At 52.8% G+C, this 18,481-nt stretch carries 17 protein-coding genes, 1 tRNA gene and 2 rRNA genes; 4 read left to right on the forward strand and 16 right to left on the reverse strand.

Annotated features, from left to right (window positions below; translation table 11 throughout):
- Nucleotides 1–61: 61 nt before the first annotated feature.
- From rrf (O1722_RS02205) to rrf (O1722_RS02215), 3 genes are all read left to right on the forward strand, one after another.
- Nucleotides 62–177 (forward strand): 5S ribosomal RNA (gene rrf / locus O1722_RS02205).
- A gap of 14 nt (nucleotides 178–191) precedes the next feature.
- Nucleotides 192–267 (forward strand) — tRNA-Thr (locus O1722_RS02210).
- 43 nt (nucleotides 268–310) lie between these two features.
- Nucleotides 311–426 (forward strand): 5S ribosomal RNA (rrf, locus tag O1722_RS02215).
- A 335-nt stretch (nucleotides 427–761) separates the two neighbouring features.
- Here rrf (O1722_RS02215) and O1722_RS02220 read toward each other — a convergent pair.
- From O1722_RS02220 to O1722_RS02230, 3 genes are all read right to left on the reverse strand, one after another.
- Nucleotides 762–983 (reverse strand): lipoprotein, encoded by a 222-nt coding sequence (locus tag O1722_RS02220; RefSeq protein ID WP_003860364.1) that lies wholly within the window; start codon nucleotides 981–983, stop codon nucleotides 762–764.
- Between the two features lie 248 nt (nucleotides 984–1,231).
- Nucleotides 1,232–4,345, reverse strand: coding sequence for an efflux RND transporter permease subunit (locus O1722_RS02225; RefSeq protein ID WP_058686562.1), 3,114 nt, complete (start codon nucleotides 4,343–4,345; stop codon nucleotides 1,232–1,234).
- A gap of 11 nt (nucleotides 4,346–4,356) precedes the next feature.
- Nucleotides 4,357–5,496 carry an efflux RND transporter periplasmic adaptor subunit gene (locus tag O1722_RS02230; RefSeq protein ID WP_015572026.1) on the reverse strand — a complete coding sequence of 380 codons (1,140 nt, stop codon included), beginning with the start codon at nucleotides 5,494–5,496 and terminating at the stop codon, nucleotides 4,357–4,359.
- 396 nt (nucleotides 5,497–5,892) lie between these two features.
- Between O1722_RS02230 and envR the strand changes: the two genes are divergently transcribed.
- Nucleotides 5,893–6,540, forward strand: a complete 648-nt coding sequence (gene envR / locus O1722_RS02235; RefSeq protein ID WP_023295515.1) for an acrEF/envCD operon transcriptional regulator — start codon at nucleotides 5,893–5,895, stop codon at nucleotides 6,538–6,540.
- Here the strand turns inward: envR and O1722_RS02240 are convergent.
- The 13 genes from O1722_RS02240 to msrP form a co-directional block, all read right to left on the reverse strand.
- Nucleotides 6,535–8,619: a putative bifunctional diguanylate cyclase/phosphodiesterase gene (locus O1722_RS02240; RefSeq protein ID WP_033487771.1), complete on the reverse strand. Its 2,085-nt coding sequence runs from the start codon at nucleotides 8,617–8,619 to the stop codon at nucleotides 6,535–6,537. The genes envR and O1722_RS02240 overlap by 6 nt on opposite strands.
- Before the next feature lie 139 nt (nucleotides 8,620–8,758).
- A complete protein-coding gene (locus O1722_RS02245; protein WP_003860373.1) occupies nucleotides 8,759–8,923 on the reverse strand; it encodes a DUF2556 family protein in 165 nt (54 codons plus the stop codon).
- Between the two features lie 178 nt (nucleotides 8,924–9,101).
- Nucleotides 9,102–9,398, reverse strand: coding sequence for a DNA-binding transcriptional regulator Fis (gene fis / locus O1722_RS02250; protein ID WP_000462905.1), 297 nt, complete (start codon nucleotides 9,396–9,398; stop codon nucleotides 9,102–9,104).
- A 23-nt stretch (nucleotides 9,399–9,421) separates the two neighbouring features.
- Nucleotides 9,422–10,387: a tRNA dihydrouridine synthase DusB gene (gene dusB, locus O1722_RS02255; RefSeq protein WP_022651936.1), complete on the reverse strand. Its 966-nt coding sequence runs from the start codon at nucleotides 10,385–10,387 to the stop codon at nucleotides 9,422–9,424.
- 330 nt (nucleotides 10,388–10,717) lie between these two features.
- On the reverse strand, nucleotides 10,718–11,458 hold the full coding sequence (locus tag O1722_RS02260; protein WP_017382702.1) for a carbonic anhydrase: 741 nt from the start codon (nucleotides 11,456–11,458) through the stop codon (nucleotides 10,718–10,720).
- Nucleotides 11,459–11,595: 137 nt separating this feature from the next.
- Nucleotides 11,596–12,477, reverse strand: coding sequence for a 50S ribosomal protein L11 methyltransferase (prmA, locus tag O1722_RS02265; RefSeq protein ID WP_015572021.1), 882 nt, complete (start codon nucleotides 12,475–12,477; stop codon nucleotides 11,596–11,598).
- Between the two features lie 11 nt (nucleotides 12,478–12,488).
- Nucleotides 12,489–13,940, reverse strand: a complete 1,452-nt coding sequence (gene panF, locus O1722_RS02270; RefSeq protein ID WP_032669089.1) for a sodium/pantothenate symporter — start codon at nucleotides 13,938–13,940, stop codon at nucleotides 12,489–12,491.
- Nucleotides 13,930–14,172, reverse strand: a complete 243-nt coding sequence (locus O1722_RS02275) for a YhdT family protein (protein WP_003860385.1) — start codon at nucleotides 14,170–14,172, stop codon at nucleotides 13,930–13,932. The genes panF and O1722_RS02275 overlap by 11 nt, the downstream gene beginning before the upstream one ends.
- 108 nt (nucleotides 14,173–14,280) lie before the next feature.
- The gene (accC, locus tag O1722_RS02280; protein WP_033487770.1) at nucleotides 14,281–15,630 is read right to left on the reverse strand and encodes an acetyl-CoA carboxylase biotin carboxylase subunit; all 1,350 of its coding nucleotides are present in this window, start codon (nucleotides 15,628–15,630) and stop codon (nucleotides 14,281–14,283) included.
- Between the two features lie 10 nt (nucleotides 15,631–15,640).
- The gene (accB, locus tag O1722_RS02285) at nucleotides 15,641–16,105 is read right to left on the reverse strand and encodes an acetyl-CoA carboxylase biotin carboxyl carrier protein (RefSeq protein WP_015572018.1); all 465 of its coding nucleotides are present in this window, start codon (nucleotides 16,103–16,105) and stop codon (nucleotides 15,641–15,643) included.
- 21 nt (nucleotides 16,106–16,126) lie between these two features.
- Nucleotides 16,127–16,579, reverse strand: a complete 453-nt coding sequence (gene aroQ / locus O1722_RS02290) for a type II 3-dehydroquinate dehydratase (protein ID WP_003860391.1) — start codon at nucleotides 16,577–16,579, stop codon at nucleotides 16,127–16,129.
- A gap of 234 nt (nucleotides 16,580–16,813) precedes the next feature.
- Nucleotides 16,814–17,413, reverse strand: a complete 600-nt coding sequence (gene msrQ / locus O1722_RS02295) for a protein-methionine-sulfoxide reductase heme-binding subunit MsrQ (RefSeq protein WP_003860393.1) — start codon at nucleotides 17,411–17,413, stop codon at nucleotides 16,814–16,816.
- A complete protein-coding gene (msrP, locus tag O1722_RS02300; RefSeq protein ID WP_015572016.1) occupies nucleotides 17,414–18,415 on the reverse strand; it encodes a protein-methionine-sulfoxide reductase catalytic subunit MsrP in 1,002 nt (333 codons plus the stop codon).
- Nucleotides 18,416–18,481 lie beyond the last annotated feature (66 nt).

Consider the following 18,481-nt stretch of genomic DNA (forward strand, 5'->3'; position numbering starts at 1 on the left):
GCCGAAGGTGTTTCGGCGAAGAGACGAAATTTTCAGCCTGATACAGATTAAACAGAATTTGCCTGGCGGCTTTAGCGCGGTGGTCCCACCTGACCCCATGCCGAACTCAGAAGTGAAACGCCGTAGCGCCGATGGTAGTGTGGGGTCTCCCCATGTGAGAGTAGGGAACTGCCAGGCATCAAATTTAGCGTGCTGATATGGCTCAGTTGGTAGAGCGCACCCTTGGTAAGGGTGAGGTCCCCAGTTCGACTCTGGGTATCAGCACCACTTTATACTTAGGTTAAAGTTCGGCAAGAAGTAAAAGAATTTGTCTGGCGGCTTTAGCGCGGTGGTCCCACCTGACCCCATGCCGAACTCAGAAGTGAAACGCCGTAGCGCCGATGGTAGTGTGGGGTCTCCCCATGTGAGAGTAGGGAACTGCCAGACATCAAACAAGTAGAAAGGCCATCCGAAAGGATGGCCTTTTTGCGTTATTGCTCCAGCAAAACCAATTCCCTCATTCGATATTCCTGCTGTCGCCATTAATACCTTACGGACGTATTAAAGCGTTTTACCCTACTGAAACTGAAGTTGTGGAATGCATTATGCTGGCTCGCAGCAGCGTTAAATCAATTAAATGTTATGTACAGGTATGGGGTATAGCGGGGAGTAAGGTAGCGTATTGAATTTAATTAATATCTGATGCTATTCGTGATGAGGAATATACGTTCCTTATATCAGGGAAAAATAAAAGCGCGGCGATGGCCGCGCTTTTAGAAGCCTTATTTAGTCAGGGCGACAATACCGAGTGTCAGGCCAGCGATTGCCGCGGCGCCACCAGCAATCGCACCTGCTGTTTCCCAGTTATCCTGGGTAGTGCCCTTCATACAGGTATTGGTGTGAACCAGTCGCCCCTGATCGTCGTATACCGGTACACATGGAGAGTCGTGCGCGCAACCAGCAAGCAGCGCAGCGAGAAGTGCAACGGAAAGGAATCTTTTCATGATGTTACCTCAATATGATCGCTTATTCGCTAAAGAGCCGATACAGCAATTAACGAACTGATGATTATTTTACCACCGCACTAATACCATGCAGCACGGGGAATAATCTCAATTTGTGTGGATTGTAAAAATTATGAAGAAAAAAGCGCGGGCACTGATTATTAATGGAGGAAATGTGAAGAGGGGATGTGTTTTTACATTGTTTTCAGGAAATAAAAAAGGCACCAGAGGTGCCTTTATGATTTTCATTAATCCTTGTGCTTTGTAAACCGTCTCCGGACAACCACAAAGAAAACAGGAACAAAGAAAATGGCCAACAGGGTGGCTGACAGCATCCCGCCCATCACGCCCGTCCCGACCGCATTTTGTGCCCCACTACCTGCACCGCTGCTGATGACCAGAGGCATAACACCAAGGATGAATGCCAGGGAAGTCATCAGGATAGGACGCAGACGCATACGCGAGGCTTCAAGCGTGGCTTCGATAATCCCTTTGCCTTCTTTATCCATGAGATCCTTGGCGAACTCAACGATCAGTATGGCGTTCTTGGCTGATAAACCAATTGTCGTAAGCAGACCAACCTGGAAGTAAACGTCATTGTTCAGCCCTCGCATTGATGCAGCCAGAAGCGCGCCGATCACCCCCAGCGGCACAACCAGCATGACCGAGAAGGGAATTGACCAACTTTCATAGAGGGCCGACAGACACAGGAACACCACAATCAGTGAGATGGCGTACAGCGCCGGAGCCTGATTCCCGGAAAGTCGTTCCTGATAAGACATCCCCGTCCAGTCGTAGCCGATGCCGGAAGGCAGTTTTGACGCAAGGCTTTCCATCAACGCCATTGCCTCACCGGTACTTTTGCCAGGGGCAGACTCACCAAGGATCTCCATTGACGGCATCCCATTGTAACGTTCCAGACGCGGTGAACCGTACACCCAGTGAGAGCTGCTAAAGGCAGAGAAAGGCACCATTTCGCCGTTAGCGCTACGCACATACAGTCCGTTAATGTCTCCAGGTAGCATACGGAAGCGAGCATCAGCCTGGACATAAACTTTTTTTACCCGTCCGTGATCGATAAAGTCGTTCACATAGGTGCCACCCAGCGCTGTTGAAATCGTCTGATTGACGTCAGACACGCTCACACCCAGCGCCTGTGCCTTCTCCTGATCGACGTCCAGCTTGAACTGTGGCGTATCTTCCAGTCCGTTAGGACGCACGCGGACCAGTAAGTCAGGATGTTCTCTCACCATGCCCAGCAGCTGGTTACGCGCCTGGGTTAACTGCGTATGCCCCAGGTTTGCCTGGTCAATCAATTCAAAGTCAAAGCCTGTTGCGGTACCCAGTTCAATAATGGCAGGCAGGTTAAACGGAAATACAAGACCGTCTTTGATCTGGCTGAACGCTTTCGTCGCGCGGCTGACAATCGCCTCAACGCCGTTTTCCTTGCCCGGACGTTCTTCCCATGGCTTCAGGCTGACGAAAGCGATACCGGAGTTCTGCCCCTGTCCGCTAAAGCTAAAACCGTTTACGGTAAAGACCGATTCAACGTTCGCTTTCTCTTTCGTCAGGTAATAATCCTGAACCTGATCGAGTACCTGCTGAGTACGCATTTGCGTCGCCCCTGCCGGCAACTGAACCATCGTCATAAACACCCCCTGATCCTCTTCCGGCAGGAAGGAGGAAGGCAGGCGCAGGAACAGAACTGCCATGCCGCCGACGATGACGACGTAAACCAGCAGATAGCGGCCGGTCTTACGTAAAATGCCGCTCACGCTGTTGCTGTAATGCTCCACACTTTTATCAAAGAGCGCGTTAAACCAGCCGAAGAAACCACCTTTCTTTTCATGATGTTCGCTGGAAACCGGTTTGAGCAGCGTTGCACAAAGAGCAGGCGTTAATATCAACGCCACCAGTACCGACAAGGCCATCGCGGAGACAATGGTCAGCGAGAACTGGCGATAGATAGCCCCGGTTGAACCACCAAAGAATGCCATCGGGATAAATACCGCCGAAAGCACCATGGCAATGCCCACCAGGGCGCCCTGGATTTGCTCCATCGACTTCTGCGTCGCCTCTTTTGGCGGCAGCTTGTCCTCAACCATGACGCGTTCTACGTTCTCGACCACCACGATGGCGTCATCGACGAGCAGACCTATCGCCAATACCATCCCGAACATCGTCAGGGTGTTAATGGAGAACCCGAACGCAGCCAGTACCGCAAAGGTGCCCAGTAACACCACGGGCACGGCGATAGTCGGAATAAGCGTTGCCCGCAGGTTTTGCAGGAACAAGTACATCACCAGGAACACGAGAACAATCGCTTCAAACAGCGTCTTCACCACTTCATGGATTGAGATCTTCACGAAAGGTGTGGTGTCGTACGGATACACGACTTTCAGGCCCTGAGGGAAGAAGGGCTGCAACTGCGCCAGTTTACTCTTGATGGCGGCAGCGGTATCCAGCGCGTTTGCGCCAGTCGCCAGCTTGATCCCCAGCCCCGTTGCTGCCTGGCCATTGATTTTGGTGACCATGTTGTAGTTTTCGCCACCCAGCTCAATGCGGGCCACATCTTTCAGGTGGACCATCGAACCGTCCTGGTTCACCTTCAGCGTCACACGACCAAACTCCTCCGGCGATTTCAGACGCGTTTGAGCAATAATTGAGGCGTTCAGTTGCTGCCCAGGTACGGACGGTGTTCCGCCCAACTGGCCCGCAGCAATCTGGTCGTTCTGCGTTTTTAGCTGGTTAATGATATCCAGCGGCGTGAGCTGATATTTGTTCATCGCGTTGCTGTCCAGCCAGATGCGCATTGCATACTGGGCACCGAACAGCTGCACGTCACCGACGCCGGAAGTACGGCTGATCGCATCTTTTACATTAGAAGCGACATAGTCGGAGATATCATCCTGCGTGAGGTTTTTATTGTCCGACACAAAGCCTGCAACCAGCAGGAAGCTGCTGCTGGATTTCTCCACGCCGATCCCCTGCTGCTGCACTTCTTGTGGCAGCAGCGGCATGGCGAGCTGGAGTTTGTTCTGAACCTGCACCTGCGCAATATCAGGATCTGTACCCGACTCGAACGTCAGCGTAATGGTGACGTTACCAGCGGAATCACTGGTGGACGACATGTACATCAAATTATCGATACCGTTCATGTTCTGTTCGATAACCTGAGTGACGGTGTCCTGTACCGTCTGGGCATCAGCGCCCGGGTAGGTTGCTGTCACCGCAACCGCCGGCGGCGCAATGGTCGGATATTGCGCGACCGGTAGTTTTAAAATGGCCAGCCCGCCCGCAATCATCAGAATGATGGCGAGTACCCAGGCGAAAACAGGCCGTTGAATAAAGAAATTAGCCATGTCGTTATTCCTTAACTGGCTGGAGTCGCTGCGGTATCAGGAATAGCCACGACGGTGACGCCAGGGCGAACTTTTTGCAGGCCGCTGATAATGACGCGGTCGCCGTTTTTGAGGCCTTCCGTGATCAGCCAGCGATCGCCAATCGCCTGCGGTGCAACGACAGTGCGTGATTCCACCTGGTTTTTCTCATTTACCACAAGCACGGTGGCATCTCCGCGTGGTGTACGGGTTACTCCCTGCTGGGGAACCAGTATGGCATCAGGTTGCGTACCTTCATCGATGCGCGCACGGACAAACATACCCGGTAACAGCATATGCTGTGGGTTAGGGAAGAGGGCGCGAAGGGTGATTGAGCCGGTACTTTCATCTACCGTGACATCAGAGAACTGGAGCGTTCCTTTCAGCGGATAAGGCTGGCCATTTTCCATCAGCAACTCGACGCTGCTGGTGTCTCCCTTTTGCAGGCTCGTCTGCTGCTTCAGGCGCATAAAATCGCTGCTGGATTGCGTCACATCGACATAAATGGGATCGAGTTGCTGAACCGTCGCCAGTGCAGTTGCCTGGCCATTAGTGACTAACGCCCCTTCGGTGACGCTGGATTTACCTATACGCCCGTTGATTGGGGATGTGACTTTCGTATAGGCCAGGTTGATCCGCGCGCTTTCAACGCCAGCCTTCGCGGCAACCACGCTCGCATCCGCCTGCTGGGCAGTTGCCACCGCCTGATCGTACTCCTGCTTGCTCACATATTGCGTACCAACCAGCGGAACGTAACGTTTCACCGTCAGATGGGCGATATTCGCCGCCGCCTGTGCTTTTACCAGTTCACCTTTCGCATTGTCGTAGGCTGCCTGATAGGTGGCCGGATCGATTTGATAAAGGGATTCACCCGCTTTAACGTCGCTGCCTTCGGTAAAATTACGGTGCAGAATGATACCACTTACCTGAGGACGAACCTCCGCAACACGATACGCGTCAGTTCTGCCGGGCAATTCTGTCGTTACGGCCAGTGGCGCGCTTTTAACAATATGAACACTGACCTGAGGAGCTTGCGCATGCTGCTGTGGGTTTTCTTGCCCATCGCACCCGGTGAGCAGCGCGGCACAGACAATGAAACCGGATAAGGGTAAGCATCTGAAGTGATTCGTCATTACTGTTCCTTAAACTACCCTTGAGCCGATATTTGCCATGAATCGGTGAAAGGGTGTGAGGCAAAAAATAGAAATGTAGCCGCGTATAATAATGAGGGTGTTTAATGTTTTTTAATTTATAAGTGCTGATGGAGCTTTTAAAAGTAAAAATCGGAATCTGACACAGTGTATTCGGTATTCTTTTTCTGTCAGGATAATCAACGAAATGTTTTCGGTGAATGCTATTCATATATTTTATGAATTTTATGTATTCGATTTATTCACGTGAATTATAAATTAAATGAATTGACTTTTTTTGTGCAAAATTAACACGGGTTTTGGTTAATACTTTGACTACACGACCACGGCAATATCCTTTGATAACGTATCAATTTTATGAGTAATGAGTAGCAGGTTATGGTGCGCAAAAAAAAAGAAGAGGCTCAAAAGACCCGCCAGCAGCTGATTGAAGCCGCTATCGGGCTATTCGCGACGCGTGGCGTGTCCAGCACCACGCTTACCGACATCGCCGATGCTGCTCAACTCACTCGCGGGGCGGTTTACTGGCATTTCTCGAGTAAAGCGGAAATATTTAATGCAATATGGGATCAGCAATTGCCGATGCGTGAGATGATTCGTGACAGGTTAATACTTTCCGAAAATGACGACCCTTTGTTAATGCTTCGTGAACAATTTATTGTCGCACTGCAATATATTGCGAGCGAGCCGCGGCAATATGCGCTTTTACAAATTTTGTATCATAAGTGTGAATTTCATGACGATGTGATTTCAGAATGTGAAATACGCAAGCGGATCGGTTTAAACGATGATTATCTTCGCAAGACGCTAAAGCGATGCATTGCTCGTAACGTTATCTCTTCGCAAACCAATATTGAACTGGCGCTGATTGTTTTCCACGCCTTTTTTAGCGGTGTCATTAAAAACTGGTTAATGGATAGCAACAATTTTAATCTGTACAAACAAGCACCGGCGCTGGTGGATAATATTCTGGCGACACTAAATATCACCCGAGTGGCACCAGTGGTTTACGATACAGCCTCATGACCGCGTCCGGGGTGGCGACATCTCCCCGTGTTGGCACTGTTCCATAATAGCTTGCGCGGTAATCGGTTTGCCCAGCAGGTAACCCTGTAGCGTATTGCATCCCAGTTCTGTCAGAAAGGTTTGCTGCGCTGCGGTTTCGACCCCTTCCGCCACGACCTTCAGATTCAGCGTTTTTGCCAGGGCGACAATCGCCGAGACAATCGTCGCATCTTCGCTCTCACCACTTAACTCTTTCACAAAAGCACGATCGATTTTCAACTCGCAGGCGGGGAGTCGCTTAAGATAGAGAAGGCTTGAGTAACCGGTGCCAAAATCGTCTATCGAGGCTTTTACTCCCGCATCCGTCAGCGCTGTCAGGACACGAACGCTTTCGTCCGGATTGTTCATTGCCGTGGTTTCGGTCACCTCCAGGATCAACATGCCGGGCGGTACGCTATGGCGCGTCAGACAATCGAGAACTGTTTTAACCAGCGACGGCTGTTCGAACTGCAATGTAGAAAGATTCACCGCCATTGACCAGTCCGTGTGGCCCTGAAGATGCCATTCACGCAGCTGGCGGCAGGCCTCGTCGATTACCCAGTTTCCAATCGGAATAATCAGCCCCGTTTTCTCTGCCAGCGGTAGAAACAGGTCAGGGGAGAGTAACCCCTGTTTGGGATGCTGCCAGCGTAACAGCGCTTCGAACCCGAGGACTGGCCCGGCAGGAGCGTGGAATTTAGGTTGATAAAGCAGGCGTAACTCATTACGGTCGATGGCTTGCCACAGATCATTCATCAGCTGAAGATGCGTCTGCGCCAGCGTATTCATTGACGGCTGGAAGAAGTGATAGCCGTTACGACCCATATGTTTCGTGTGGTACATCGCAGCATCAGCGTTAAACATCAGTTCACGATCGGTTTTGCCATCGTGTGGATAGAGCGCAATGCCAATGCTCAGGGTGACCATCAGTTCATAAGGATCGAGATGGAACGGGCTATCAATGACGCGCACCAGTGAATTTGCCAGTGAGGCAGCATCATCCGGAGTGACGGTTTCGGCCAGCAGGACGAATTCATCCCCACCGATACGCGCCAGCGTATACTGACCTTTCAACTGCAACAGCAAACGCTGAGTCACCGCAACCAGAAGCTTGTCACCGACATCATGACCATAGGCATCGTTGACGGTTTTAAAGCCATCAAGATCCATAAACATCAGCGCGAAAGGGCTTCCTTCGCGATCGGCCTTGCTGATGGCCTGATCGAGGCGATCCTCAAGCAGAATACGATTGGGTAATCGCGTCAGCGTATCATGTAACGCCAGCTGTGCGAGTTCACGATTAGCTTCTGCCAGTGATGAGGCCAGCAGCGAGGTACGAGCCTGAAGGCGGGCATCGAACATCGACACCAGCAGCGTAATCCCCAGAATAGCGAGCGCGACCACGCTAACCAGTATCGCCAGCCAGCTCCCGTTAATGCCATGATGGTGGACCATCGTCGACATTGGAAATTGTGCTGCTTCCATGCCGGCGTAATGCATGCCAGCGATAGCGATGCCCATGGTGATCGCCGCCCCCAGCCGCATCAACGCCATGCGTGCGGCTTCCTGACGTAAACGGAACGTCAGCCAAAGAGCGGCCAGTGAAGCGGCAAGGGCAATGACCACGGAGATAGCCACCCACTTTTTATCCCAGACAATACCCGGTGTGACCTCCAGGGCAGCCATACCAGTGTAGTGCATGGCAACAATGCCCGTTCCCATCACGACGGCGCCAGGCAGCAGCCGGCGCAAACGTAGCTGCTCGCCGCTAACGAGCCACAGGGCAAACATGGACGAGCTGATGGCGATAACCATCGAAAGCACGGTCAGGACCGCGTTGTAACTCATGCTCATGGAAAGATCCATCGCCAGCATACCGATGAAATGCATCGCCCACACGCCAATCCCCATCGAAACACCGCCACCTGCCAGCCAGACGCGTGCAGCGATGCCCTGGCTTCCGGCAACGCGCGCAGCCATATTCAGCGCGGTATAGGCGGCAAGAATGGCAACAACAAAGGAGATGACTACGAGGATTTGGTTGTATTGGCTAACCAGCATGGTCTGTTCACTCGTTGTGAGACGTTAAGCAAGAGCGGTTGGAAAGGGCACAGACATTATCATCGTCAGGAAATGACGAAAAGTGATTTAAATCCCTGTTTTTATTGAGTGATAACAGGGGGGGACAGGATGGAAGCGGTTAGTCCAGCTCTGAGCAGTTGACCAGTTTAAGCGGGTTCACGGAATTCATATTGCGACATTTATCGGTTTCGGTGCTCATCAGTTCAATCCACTGCATCAGCAGCGCATCAAAAATGAAAACAGAGACAGCAAAAACGACCAGCCACCAGTATTTACGAATCATGTGTCATTCCGTGAAAAGAGAGCCTGTAAGTTGCTGGAAATATACACGAAAAGCGGGCGTTGAAAAGTGGGGAAAGAGAAGGTTTACAAAGCATTGACGGTTGCCCGTCCGGACGATAAAAAAGGCGCTTCCCCATGCCGAAGAGCGCCTTTTTAAACAAGCAGTTAGCTAATCGAAATTAGTTCATGCCGTATTTTTTCAGTTTCTTACGCAGGGTACCACGGTTGATGCCCATCATCAGGGCAGCGCGGGTTTGATTACCACGGGTGTATTGCATCACCATGTCCAACAGTGGCTGTTCAACTTCAGCCAGTACCAGCTCATACAGGTCATTAACATCCTGACCGTTCAGTTGAGCAAAATAGTTCTTCAGTGCCTGTTTAACCGAGTCACGCAGGGGCTTTTGAGTCACCTGATCCTGAGAGTTAACGGTAGAAACGGTCAGTACGTCAGAATTTACGCGTTGTTCGAACATAGTTCTGTCAGCTCTTTATTTCATTACGCAAGATTTTCGAAGTATGCCTCCAACGCCTCCAGCTGTTCGCTGGCATCCTCAATGGCGTTGAATGTGCGCCGAAACTGGTCATTTGGAGCGTGCTCCTGGAGATACCAGGAGACGTGTTTACGCGCAATTCGGTACCCTTTTGCCTGGCCGTAGTGGTCATGCAGTTCCCGAACATGCGAACAAAGCAAGCGCTTAACCTCTGCCAGAGGCAGTGGGGCAAGCAGCTCCCCAGTGTCCAGATAATGCTGGATTTCCCGAAAGATCCAGGGTCTTCCCTGAGCGGCACGTCCTATCATCAGAGCATCAGCTCCCGTATAGTCGAGCACAGCTCTGGCTTTAAGCGGGTCAGTAATGTCGCCATTCGCGATAACCGGAATGGAAACTTTCTGCTTAACTGCCCGAATGCTGTCGTATTCAGCTTCACCGTTGAACAAACAGGCGCGAGTGCGTCCATGAATGGTCAGGGCCTGAATGCCACAGTCTTCGGCCAGTTGGGCAATCTCTACGCAGTTACGGTGTTCCGGCGACCAACCCGTGCGAATCTTCAACGTAACAGGAACGTCCACTGCGCTGACAACCGCCGTCAGGATTGACTTCACCTGGTCGGGGTATTGCAGAAGGGCTGAACCTGCAAGCTTGCGATTCACCTTTTTGGCCGGGCAACCCATATTGATATCAATAATCTGGGCGCCACTTTCCACGTTAATACGCGCGGCATCTGCCATCTCTTCAGGCACGCTTCCGGCAATTTGCACGGTGCGGATACCTGGTTCATCCACGTGCACCATCCGTAGGCGGGACTTATCGCTTTCCCAAACCTGCGGGTTAGACGACATCATCTCGGAAACGGTCAGGCCTGCTCCCATCTCGTAACACAGCGTCCTGAACGGCCGGTCGGTAATACCTGCCATTGGGGCTGCGATCAGGCGATTTCTGAGCTGGTGGTGTCCGATGCGCATGAGTTAAGAAATGACCATACTGTGACTGCAAGGCGGCGTATATTACGCATTTTTTGCACGAGATGAAAGGCCAAACTTTGAACAATCCTCTGTTGTAGATCAAGGAATCGCCAGTCATTCTTTTTGGATAAGATTATTCGCTATTTAAATCATTGTGTTATGAATAAATGAACATTTTGTGGGCGCTTACAATTTCCCGTAACTTCTCATCATTTCTGAATAAATGAATCAATTGTCCGGGATAATCTGCTGCTATAAGCAGCAGATTATGGCGCTTCTTTGCGATCTGCGTCGCATTTCAGCACAGGATATCAGTGTAAAAAAATCGACTTATTCAACAACCAGACGGCCATGAAGCGGTTGAACCGGGCGGCTGTTTTCATGGTGCATGGTGTGAGTGAATTTTTGCAGCTGTTCAGCAGAGACGGTCAGCGGGTGCTTGAGCACCAGCCATGTCACCCCTTCTGAACACGGTGGCGTGGTCAGAGAGCCGCTAAAACGCCAGTAGGTTTTATCCGTGGGCAGTAATTTATTCATATCGAGGGTTGGCTTAATCGTGACGTTCTGGTCAACCTGTCCAGGCATCACGCCCCAGAGTTTATCCAGTTCAGTGTTTGCCGCGCCCTGATCGAACATAACGGCAACGACCGTCAGTTCGCCGTCAGCGTTTTTATGGACCAGATGCATTTCCATTGCGTATTTTTTACCGTGCACCGTGTTTTCGGATGGCGCATGGAAATGGAACTGCTGTAACGTCCAGCGCTGTTTATCAAGCGTGATGCTGTCGCGTGTATCGGCATTTTCACTTGCCTGGATAGTATGGCCGTTGTTTGTCAGAATGACCGGGCCGTCGATATAGTGCGTTTCCAGCGGAGAGATGTGGGCTTTGACCGTGTTATCTATGTTGACCGGCGACTGATACATTCCGCTTTTACACGTCTTGTACGCCTCGTCCAGTTCGCCCCAATGTTCCGGTGCGCCTTCTCCCTGATAACTCCAGTGTGATGCGTAAGCCGTAGCCGAAATCATGCTCAGCGCCAGCAGCGCTGCCTTGCCTGAAATGTGTTTCATCATATTCTTCCTGTGAATTTTATTATCCAAATCAATGATTAACATTATGATTTGTGCGGTTATTTTATCGAAGAAAGGAAGAAGGCGGGAGAAAAAACCGAAGGGAAAAGGCGTGGTCAGACGACCACGCCAAACGCTTATTTTTTACGGCCGGTGATGCGACACCACTCTTCTTTCTCGACCACCGGGTCGAGCGCGAAGAGATCGGCGTAGGCTTCACAGACGCTGTCTGCCTGGCTGGCAAGGATACCGGACAGGCCCAGCAGACCGCCTTCAACCGGCAGCACGCTGATTAACGGCGCCAGCTCGCGTAACGGGCCAGCCAGGATATTCGCGACCACAACATCGGCTTTCATCGCCTCTGGCTGTGCATCGGGCAGATACAGTTCAAGGCGATCGGAAACGCCATTACGCTCGGCGTTATCACGGCTGGCCTGAATCGCCTGCGGATCGATGTCGATCCCGATGGCTTTTGCCGCGCCCAGTTTCAGCGCCGCGATAGCAAGGATCCCGGATCCGCAACCGAAGTCGATCACGGTTTTGCCTTCCAGATCCAAGCCATCCAGCCATTGCAGGCACAGGGAGGTTGTCGGGTGGGTGCCGGTGCCGAACGCCAGACCCGGATCCAGCATCACGTTGACGGCGTTTTTATCGGGAACTTCACGCCAGCTTGGGCAGATCCACAGACGCTGACCAAACTGCATCGGATGGAAGTTGTCCATCCACTCGCGTTCCCAGTCTTTGTCTTCCAGCTGTTCAATTTTATGCGCGAAACCCACGCCCAGCAGCGGATGGTTTTCCAGAATCGCCACGACCTCTTTCATGTCGGTTTCTGCATCGAACAGGCCGATAACGTCCGTATCACCCCACAGGCGCGTTTCGCCCGGCAGCGGCTCAAAGACCGGCGTGTCATGCGTGTCCTGGAAGGTGATAGAGACCGAACCGGCCTCCATCAGCGCATCACTCAGTTCTTCGGCGTTCGCGCCGGTTGTGTTCAGTTTTAATTGGATCCACGGCATGGCAAAACTCTTTATTTGTCAGTAGAAATCAGGACAGTTTGTGGCACCGGTCGACCAAAACGGTTTCCCACCACAAACGCCAGTAAACTTAACAGTAACGAAGGCACGATCGGATGGAAGCCCAGATACTGAATTTTAAACGTGGCGAGAACAGCATACAGGACGCCCCCGACAATCATGCCGCTTAATGCACCCGCGGCATTCGCGCGTTCCCAGTACAGCCCCAGCACCAGCGGCCACAGGAAAACGGCCTCCAGCCCACCAAAGGCGAGCAGGTTCAACCAGATGATCATCTCCGGTGGACGCCACGCGGCCAGCAGCAGCAACGCCCCCAGCACCAGGGTAATCACCGCCGACATGCGCTTGAGGCGTCGCTCATTTTCGACCTGTTCAGGGCGCAAATTCAGATAGAGATCTTTAATGATCGTAGCGGAACTTTGCAGCAACTGAGCGTTGATGGTCGACATAATGGCCGCCATGGGTGCGGCGAGGAAAATCCCGGCGGCAAACGGCGGAAGCACTTTCACCATCAGGGTTGGAATGACCAGATCCGGTACGGTAAGGTCAGGGATCACCGCGCGTCCCAGCGCACCCGCCAGGTGCATACCGAACATCAGGATCGCCACCACAATTGTCCCGATAATGATCCCGCGGTGCACCGCTTTGCTGTCTTTATATGAGATGCAGCGCACGGCGGTATGCGGCAGGCCAATCACGCCAAAGCACACCAGTACCCAGAACGAGGTCATAAAGGTTGGAGAGAGGATGTCATCCGCCCCCTGCGGCGAGACCAGTTTCGGATCGATCGCTTCCAGGGTTTCAACCGCATGACTCAGGCCTCCTGCGGCATGCACGATACCTACCAGCAGAACGAGGGTGCCAATGAGCATCACCATCCCCTGCATCGTGTCGTTGAGTACGCTGGCGCGGAACCCGCCAAATGCGGTATACAGCGCGATACTCACACCGAAAATGACCAGGCCCGTCTCATAGGGGATCCCGGCTGCCGTCTCCAGCAGTCGCGCCCCGCCGATAAACTGCACCGTCATTGCGCCAATAAACGCCACCAGCAGACTCAGGCTTGCCAGCCATACCAGCAAGCGACTCTGATAGCGGGCAAACAGCATATCGTTCAGCGTTACGGCATTGTAGCGACGGGCCAGAATGGCAAACTTTTTACCCAGTATGCCCAGAGAGAGCCAGATGGCAGGCAGCTGGATCATGGCCAGCAGTACCCAGCCCAGCCCGTACTTATAAGCGGCGCCGGGGCCACCGATAAACGAGCTGGCGCTGATGTACGTGGCGGTCAGCGTCATGGCCAGCACGACGCCACCCATAGAGCGGCTCCCGAGGAAATACTCGTTCAGAAAGGTGCCGGTCGAACGTTTACGCATCGCATAAACCGACAGGCCAAACACCAGGAACAGGTAAGCGATAAGGGGCAGAATGACTTCAAGCTGCATCATCGTCCTCCAGTGAAATATCGCGATAGATGAATTTCACCATCGCCCAGCACAGCAGGATAAACACCAGCGGCAGCAGCAGGCAGGCCATTTCAAACCAGTGCGGGAGGCCGGTAATGCCAATCGCCGAATCAGGTAAGTAAGCAGTTACTAACCACGCGGCGAGATAGAGAAGGGTCAGCCACAGCGCCCAGCGCGCTTCTTTATGGGCCTGAACAAAACGTTTGTCCATTTTTTGTCCCTTGTGGATGAAGAAAGCGGGGATTGTACATGATGGGGCTTAGCGATCCCCAGAAATAAAAAAGGCCGGATAATCCGGCCTTTTAGCAACACTGGTCTCTTACTTCTCGTTCAGACCGAGTTTTTTCTCCAGGTAGTGGATGTTAGTCCCACCATTCTGGAAGTGCTCGTCGCTCATAATGCGCATCTGGAGATCAACGTTGGTTTTGATCCCGTCGATGATCAGCTCCTGAAGGGCGTTCTTCATGCGGGCAATGGCCACGTCACGGTTTTCGCCGTAGCAGATCAGCTTACCAATCATTGAGTCATAGTACGGCGGTACGGTGTAACCGGCGTAGATATGGGACTCCCAGCGCACACCAAAGCCACCCGGCGCGTGGAAACGCGTGATTTTACCCGGGCTTGGCAGGAAGGTGTTCGGGTCTTCGGCGTTGATACGGCACTCTACCGCATGGCCTTTAACCACAACTTCTTCCTGTTTGATGGACAGCGGCTGACCGGCTGCGATACGCAGCTGTTCTTTGATCAGGTCAACGCCGGTGATCATTTCGGTAACCGGGTGTTCAACCTGAATACGGGTGTTCATCTCGATGAAATAGAACTCGCCGTTTTCGAACAGGAACTCGAAAGTACCCGCCCCGCGATAGCCGATATCGACACACGCTTTGGCGCAACGCTCACCGATGTAGCGACGCAGTTCAGGCGTAATGCCCGGCGCTGGCGCTTCTTCGACCACTTTCTGGTGACGACGCTGCATGGAGCAGTCACGTTCTGCCAGATAGATCGCGTTACCCTGACCGTCAGCCAGCACCTGAATTTCGATGTGGCGTGGGTTTTCCAGGTATTTTTCCATGTACACCATGTCATTACTGAAAGCCGCTTTCGCTTCCGCTTTGGTCATGGAGATGGACTGCGCCAGTTCAGCATCGCTGCGTACAACGCGCATACCGCGACCGCCGCCGCCGCCGGACGCTTTGATGATCACCGGATAGCCAATGCGTTTAGCATGGGCGCGGTTAGCATCCATATCGTCGGTCAGCGGGCCGTCAGAGCCCGGTACGGTTGGCACGCCGGCTTTTTTCATCGCGGTGATGGCAGACACTTTGTCACCCATCAGGCGAATGGTGTCGGCTTTCGGGCCAATGAAGATAAAGCCAGAGCGTTCAACCTGCTCAGCAAAGTTGGCGTTCTCAGAGAGGAAACCATAACCCGGGTGAATCGCGACCGCGCCAGTGATTTCGGCGGCGCTGATGATCGCCGGGATGTTCAGATAGCTTTTTACGGACGCAGCCGGACCGATACAGACCGTCTCATCCGCCAGCAATACGTGTTTTAAATCGCGATCCGCGCTTGAGTGCACGGCCACGGTCTTGATGCCCAGTTCTTTACAGGCACGAAGAATACGCAGTGCAATCTCGCCACGGTTGGCGATAACAATTTTATCCAGCATGTTCGCCTCGTTACTCGATGACGACCAGCGGCTCGTCAAATTCTACCGGCTGACCACTTTCGACCAGGATCGCTTTCACAGTACCTGATTTGTCTGCTTCGATCTGGTTCATCATTTTCATGGCTTCAACGATGCACAGGGTATCGCCTACGTTGACTTTCTGACCCACTTCGATGAACGCCTTCGCGTCCGGGCTCGGGGTGCGGTAGAAAGTACCAACCATTGGGGAACGTACGATGTGACCACTGATTTCTGTTGCAGCCGCAGGTGCCGCTTCTGCTGCCACTGGCGCAACGGCTGCGGAGAGCGCAGGCTGCTGCACTGGCGCAGCGTAAGCTTGCTGCATTACCGGGAAGCTAGCGGCCGGGGCTGCACGGCTGATGCGTACAGACTCTTCGCCTTCAGAAATTTCCAGTTCGGAGATGCCTGATTCTTCAACCAGCTCGATCAGTTTTTTAATCTTACGAATATCCATGAGTGGGTTCCGTACTCTTGTTTAGTGTGATTGTGACAAGCGTTTTACCGCTGTCTGTAAAGCGTATGAATAGCCGTCTGCACCCAGCCCACAAATCACGCCAGCGGCGATATCTGACAGGTAGGAATGGTGGCGGAACGGCTCTCGGGCGTGCACGTTACTCAGGTGGATCTCGATAAACGGGATACTCACCGCGAGCAGTGCGTCGCGTATAGCAACACTGGTGTGCGTAAACGCGGCCGGATTGATCAGGATATAGTCCACAGTGTCTTTAGCCTGATGAATACGGTCGATGATTGCGTACTCCGCGTTTGACTGAAAATGGTCCAAATCCACATTCAGCGAGGCTGCTTCCGTACTCAGACGGTTAACAATTTCGCTCAATGTCAGCGTGCCGTACTTCTCTGGCTCACGGGTGCCGAGCATGTTCAGGTTCGGACCGTTCAATACTAAAATTTGGAATTTGTCAGCCATTGTGCCGCTATCTCCTGCGATTTTCGGGTAAAAAACAACATATACCCTCAAAGCGCAATTGTCACCCTTTCAGAGGCCTAAAACCCCTGTCCGGAAAACCGAAGTCGCACATTATAACGATTTCGTAGCATTTGGCAGCTAAATACTGGTCTTATCAGGGAAGATTATCAACCGCTATCCGAAAAAGATTCGCGGTTGATAAATAATCTGCGGGAAAACGCACAGTTTCGTGAACTATCGCAACCACTGGCGGAACTTCTTGTAACGCCACGCTAAAAGGGCCAGGGCCAGCAGGGCGTAAATGACCGGCTGAGGAGATAAAATCTTCACCGACCACAGGTAATGAATGGGGGCGAGGATCGCGACAAGATAGACGAAGTTGTGCAGCAGTTGCCAGCGTCGACCCAGTTTTCGCTGCGCATACTGCGTGGATGTCAGCGTCAGCGCCAGTAAAACCAGCCAGCTTACGATACCCAGCGTCAGATAGGGACGCGTCACCAGTTCGCTGCCAAGGAGTGCCAGGTTGTTAATGCCCAGTTCCAGCAGGGCGTAGCTGGTGAGATGCAGCGTCGCCCAGGCAAAACACCATAGCCCTAAAAGCCGACGGGTGCGTATCAATAATGGCTGTTTAGCGTAGCGCGCCAGCGGTGAGACGAGCAAGGTCGCCAGCAAAAATTTCAGAGCCATCCGACCCGTAAAATGCTGAATATCTTTCGCCGGATCGGCACTGAACTGTCCCTGGCTGGCTGCCCAGAAGAGCCAGATAAAGGGGAGCAATCCTGCTAAATGCAGGAGTACCTTCAGCCAGGTTATCTGCTTTGCCGTTAAACGCACTTAGAAGTTCTCCCGTAAATTCAGCCCACGGTAGAGGGATGCCACCTCATCCGCATAGCCGTTAAACAGCAGCGTTGGCTGGCGTTTAACATCCAGCGCGCCGCCGGAGCCGATAAAACGTTCCGTCGCCTGCGACCAGCGCGGATGGTCAACGTGCGGGTTAACGTTGGCAAAAAAACCATACTCGTCAGGCGCTGCCAGGTTCCAGGTGGTGGGGGGGCGTTCACGGGTGAGCTTAATGCTGACGATCGATTTGATGCCCTTGAAACCGTATTTCCACGGTACGGTCAGGCGAATGGGCGCCCCGTTTTGCGGCGGCAGCGCTTTGCCGTAAACCCCAACGGTAAGCAGCGTAAGCGGATGCATGGCTTCGTCGAGACGTAAACCTTCAACGTAGGGATACTCCAGCCCGCCGCCGATAAACCGATCCTTCTGGCCTGGCATCTCGTCCGGGGCGTAGCGCGTCTGGAAGGAAACATACTTCGCGTTGCTGGTGGGCTCAACCAGCGCCAGTAGTTTATGCAAAGGGAAACCTACCCACGGCACCACCATCGACCAGGCTTCCACACAGCGCATACGGTAAATGCGTTCTTCAAGTGGGAAGCGGGTGGTGAGGTCATGATGATCCAGCGTCAGCGGTTTTGCCACCTCGCCATCTATCTTCAGCGTCCAGGGATCGGTTTTCATGCTCCCGGCGTTGGCGGCAGGATCGGCCTTATCGAGACCAAACTCATAGAAGTTGTTATAGCCGGTGACTTTATCTTCCGGCGTCAGCGCCAGTTTATTCTGCCACTGCGCCGGTTTGGTGAAGTTAAGCGGTGCGCCGGAGGGGGCTTTCGGGCGATCGTTGCCCTTAAACCAGTCGAGCAGATCGGCATGGGCCGCAGGGGTGAGCGTCAGGGCGGTGGCGCTGATGCCAAGCATTTTCAGGATCTGGCGGCGCTGTAGCATAAAGACAGATTCAGACGTTACGTCGGCTTCCGTCAGTTTTCGGGTTTTCATGGCATCCTCCGTCAGGCGTTTTTCTAAGCATGACGGAGGAGGAGGGTTAGCGCGAATATGTCACGA

It is taken from the genome of Enterobacter cloacae complex sp. HYC003_NIDB (assembly GCF_056673375.1).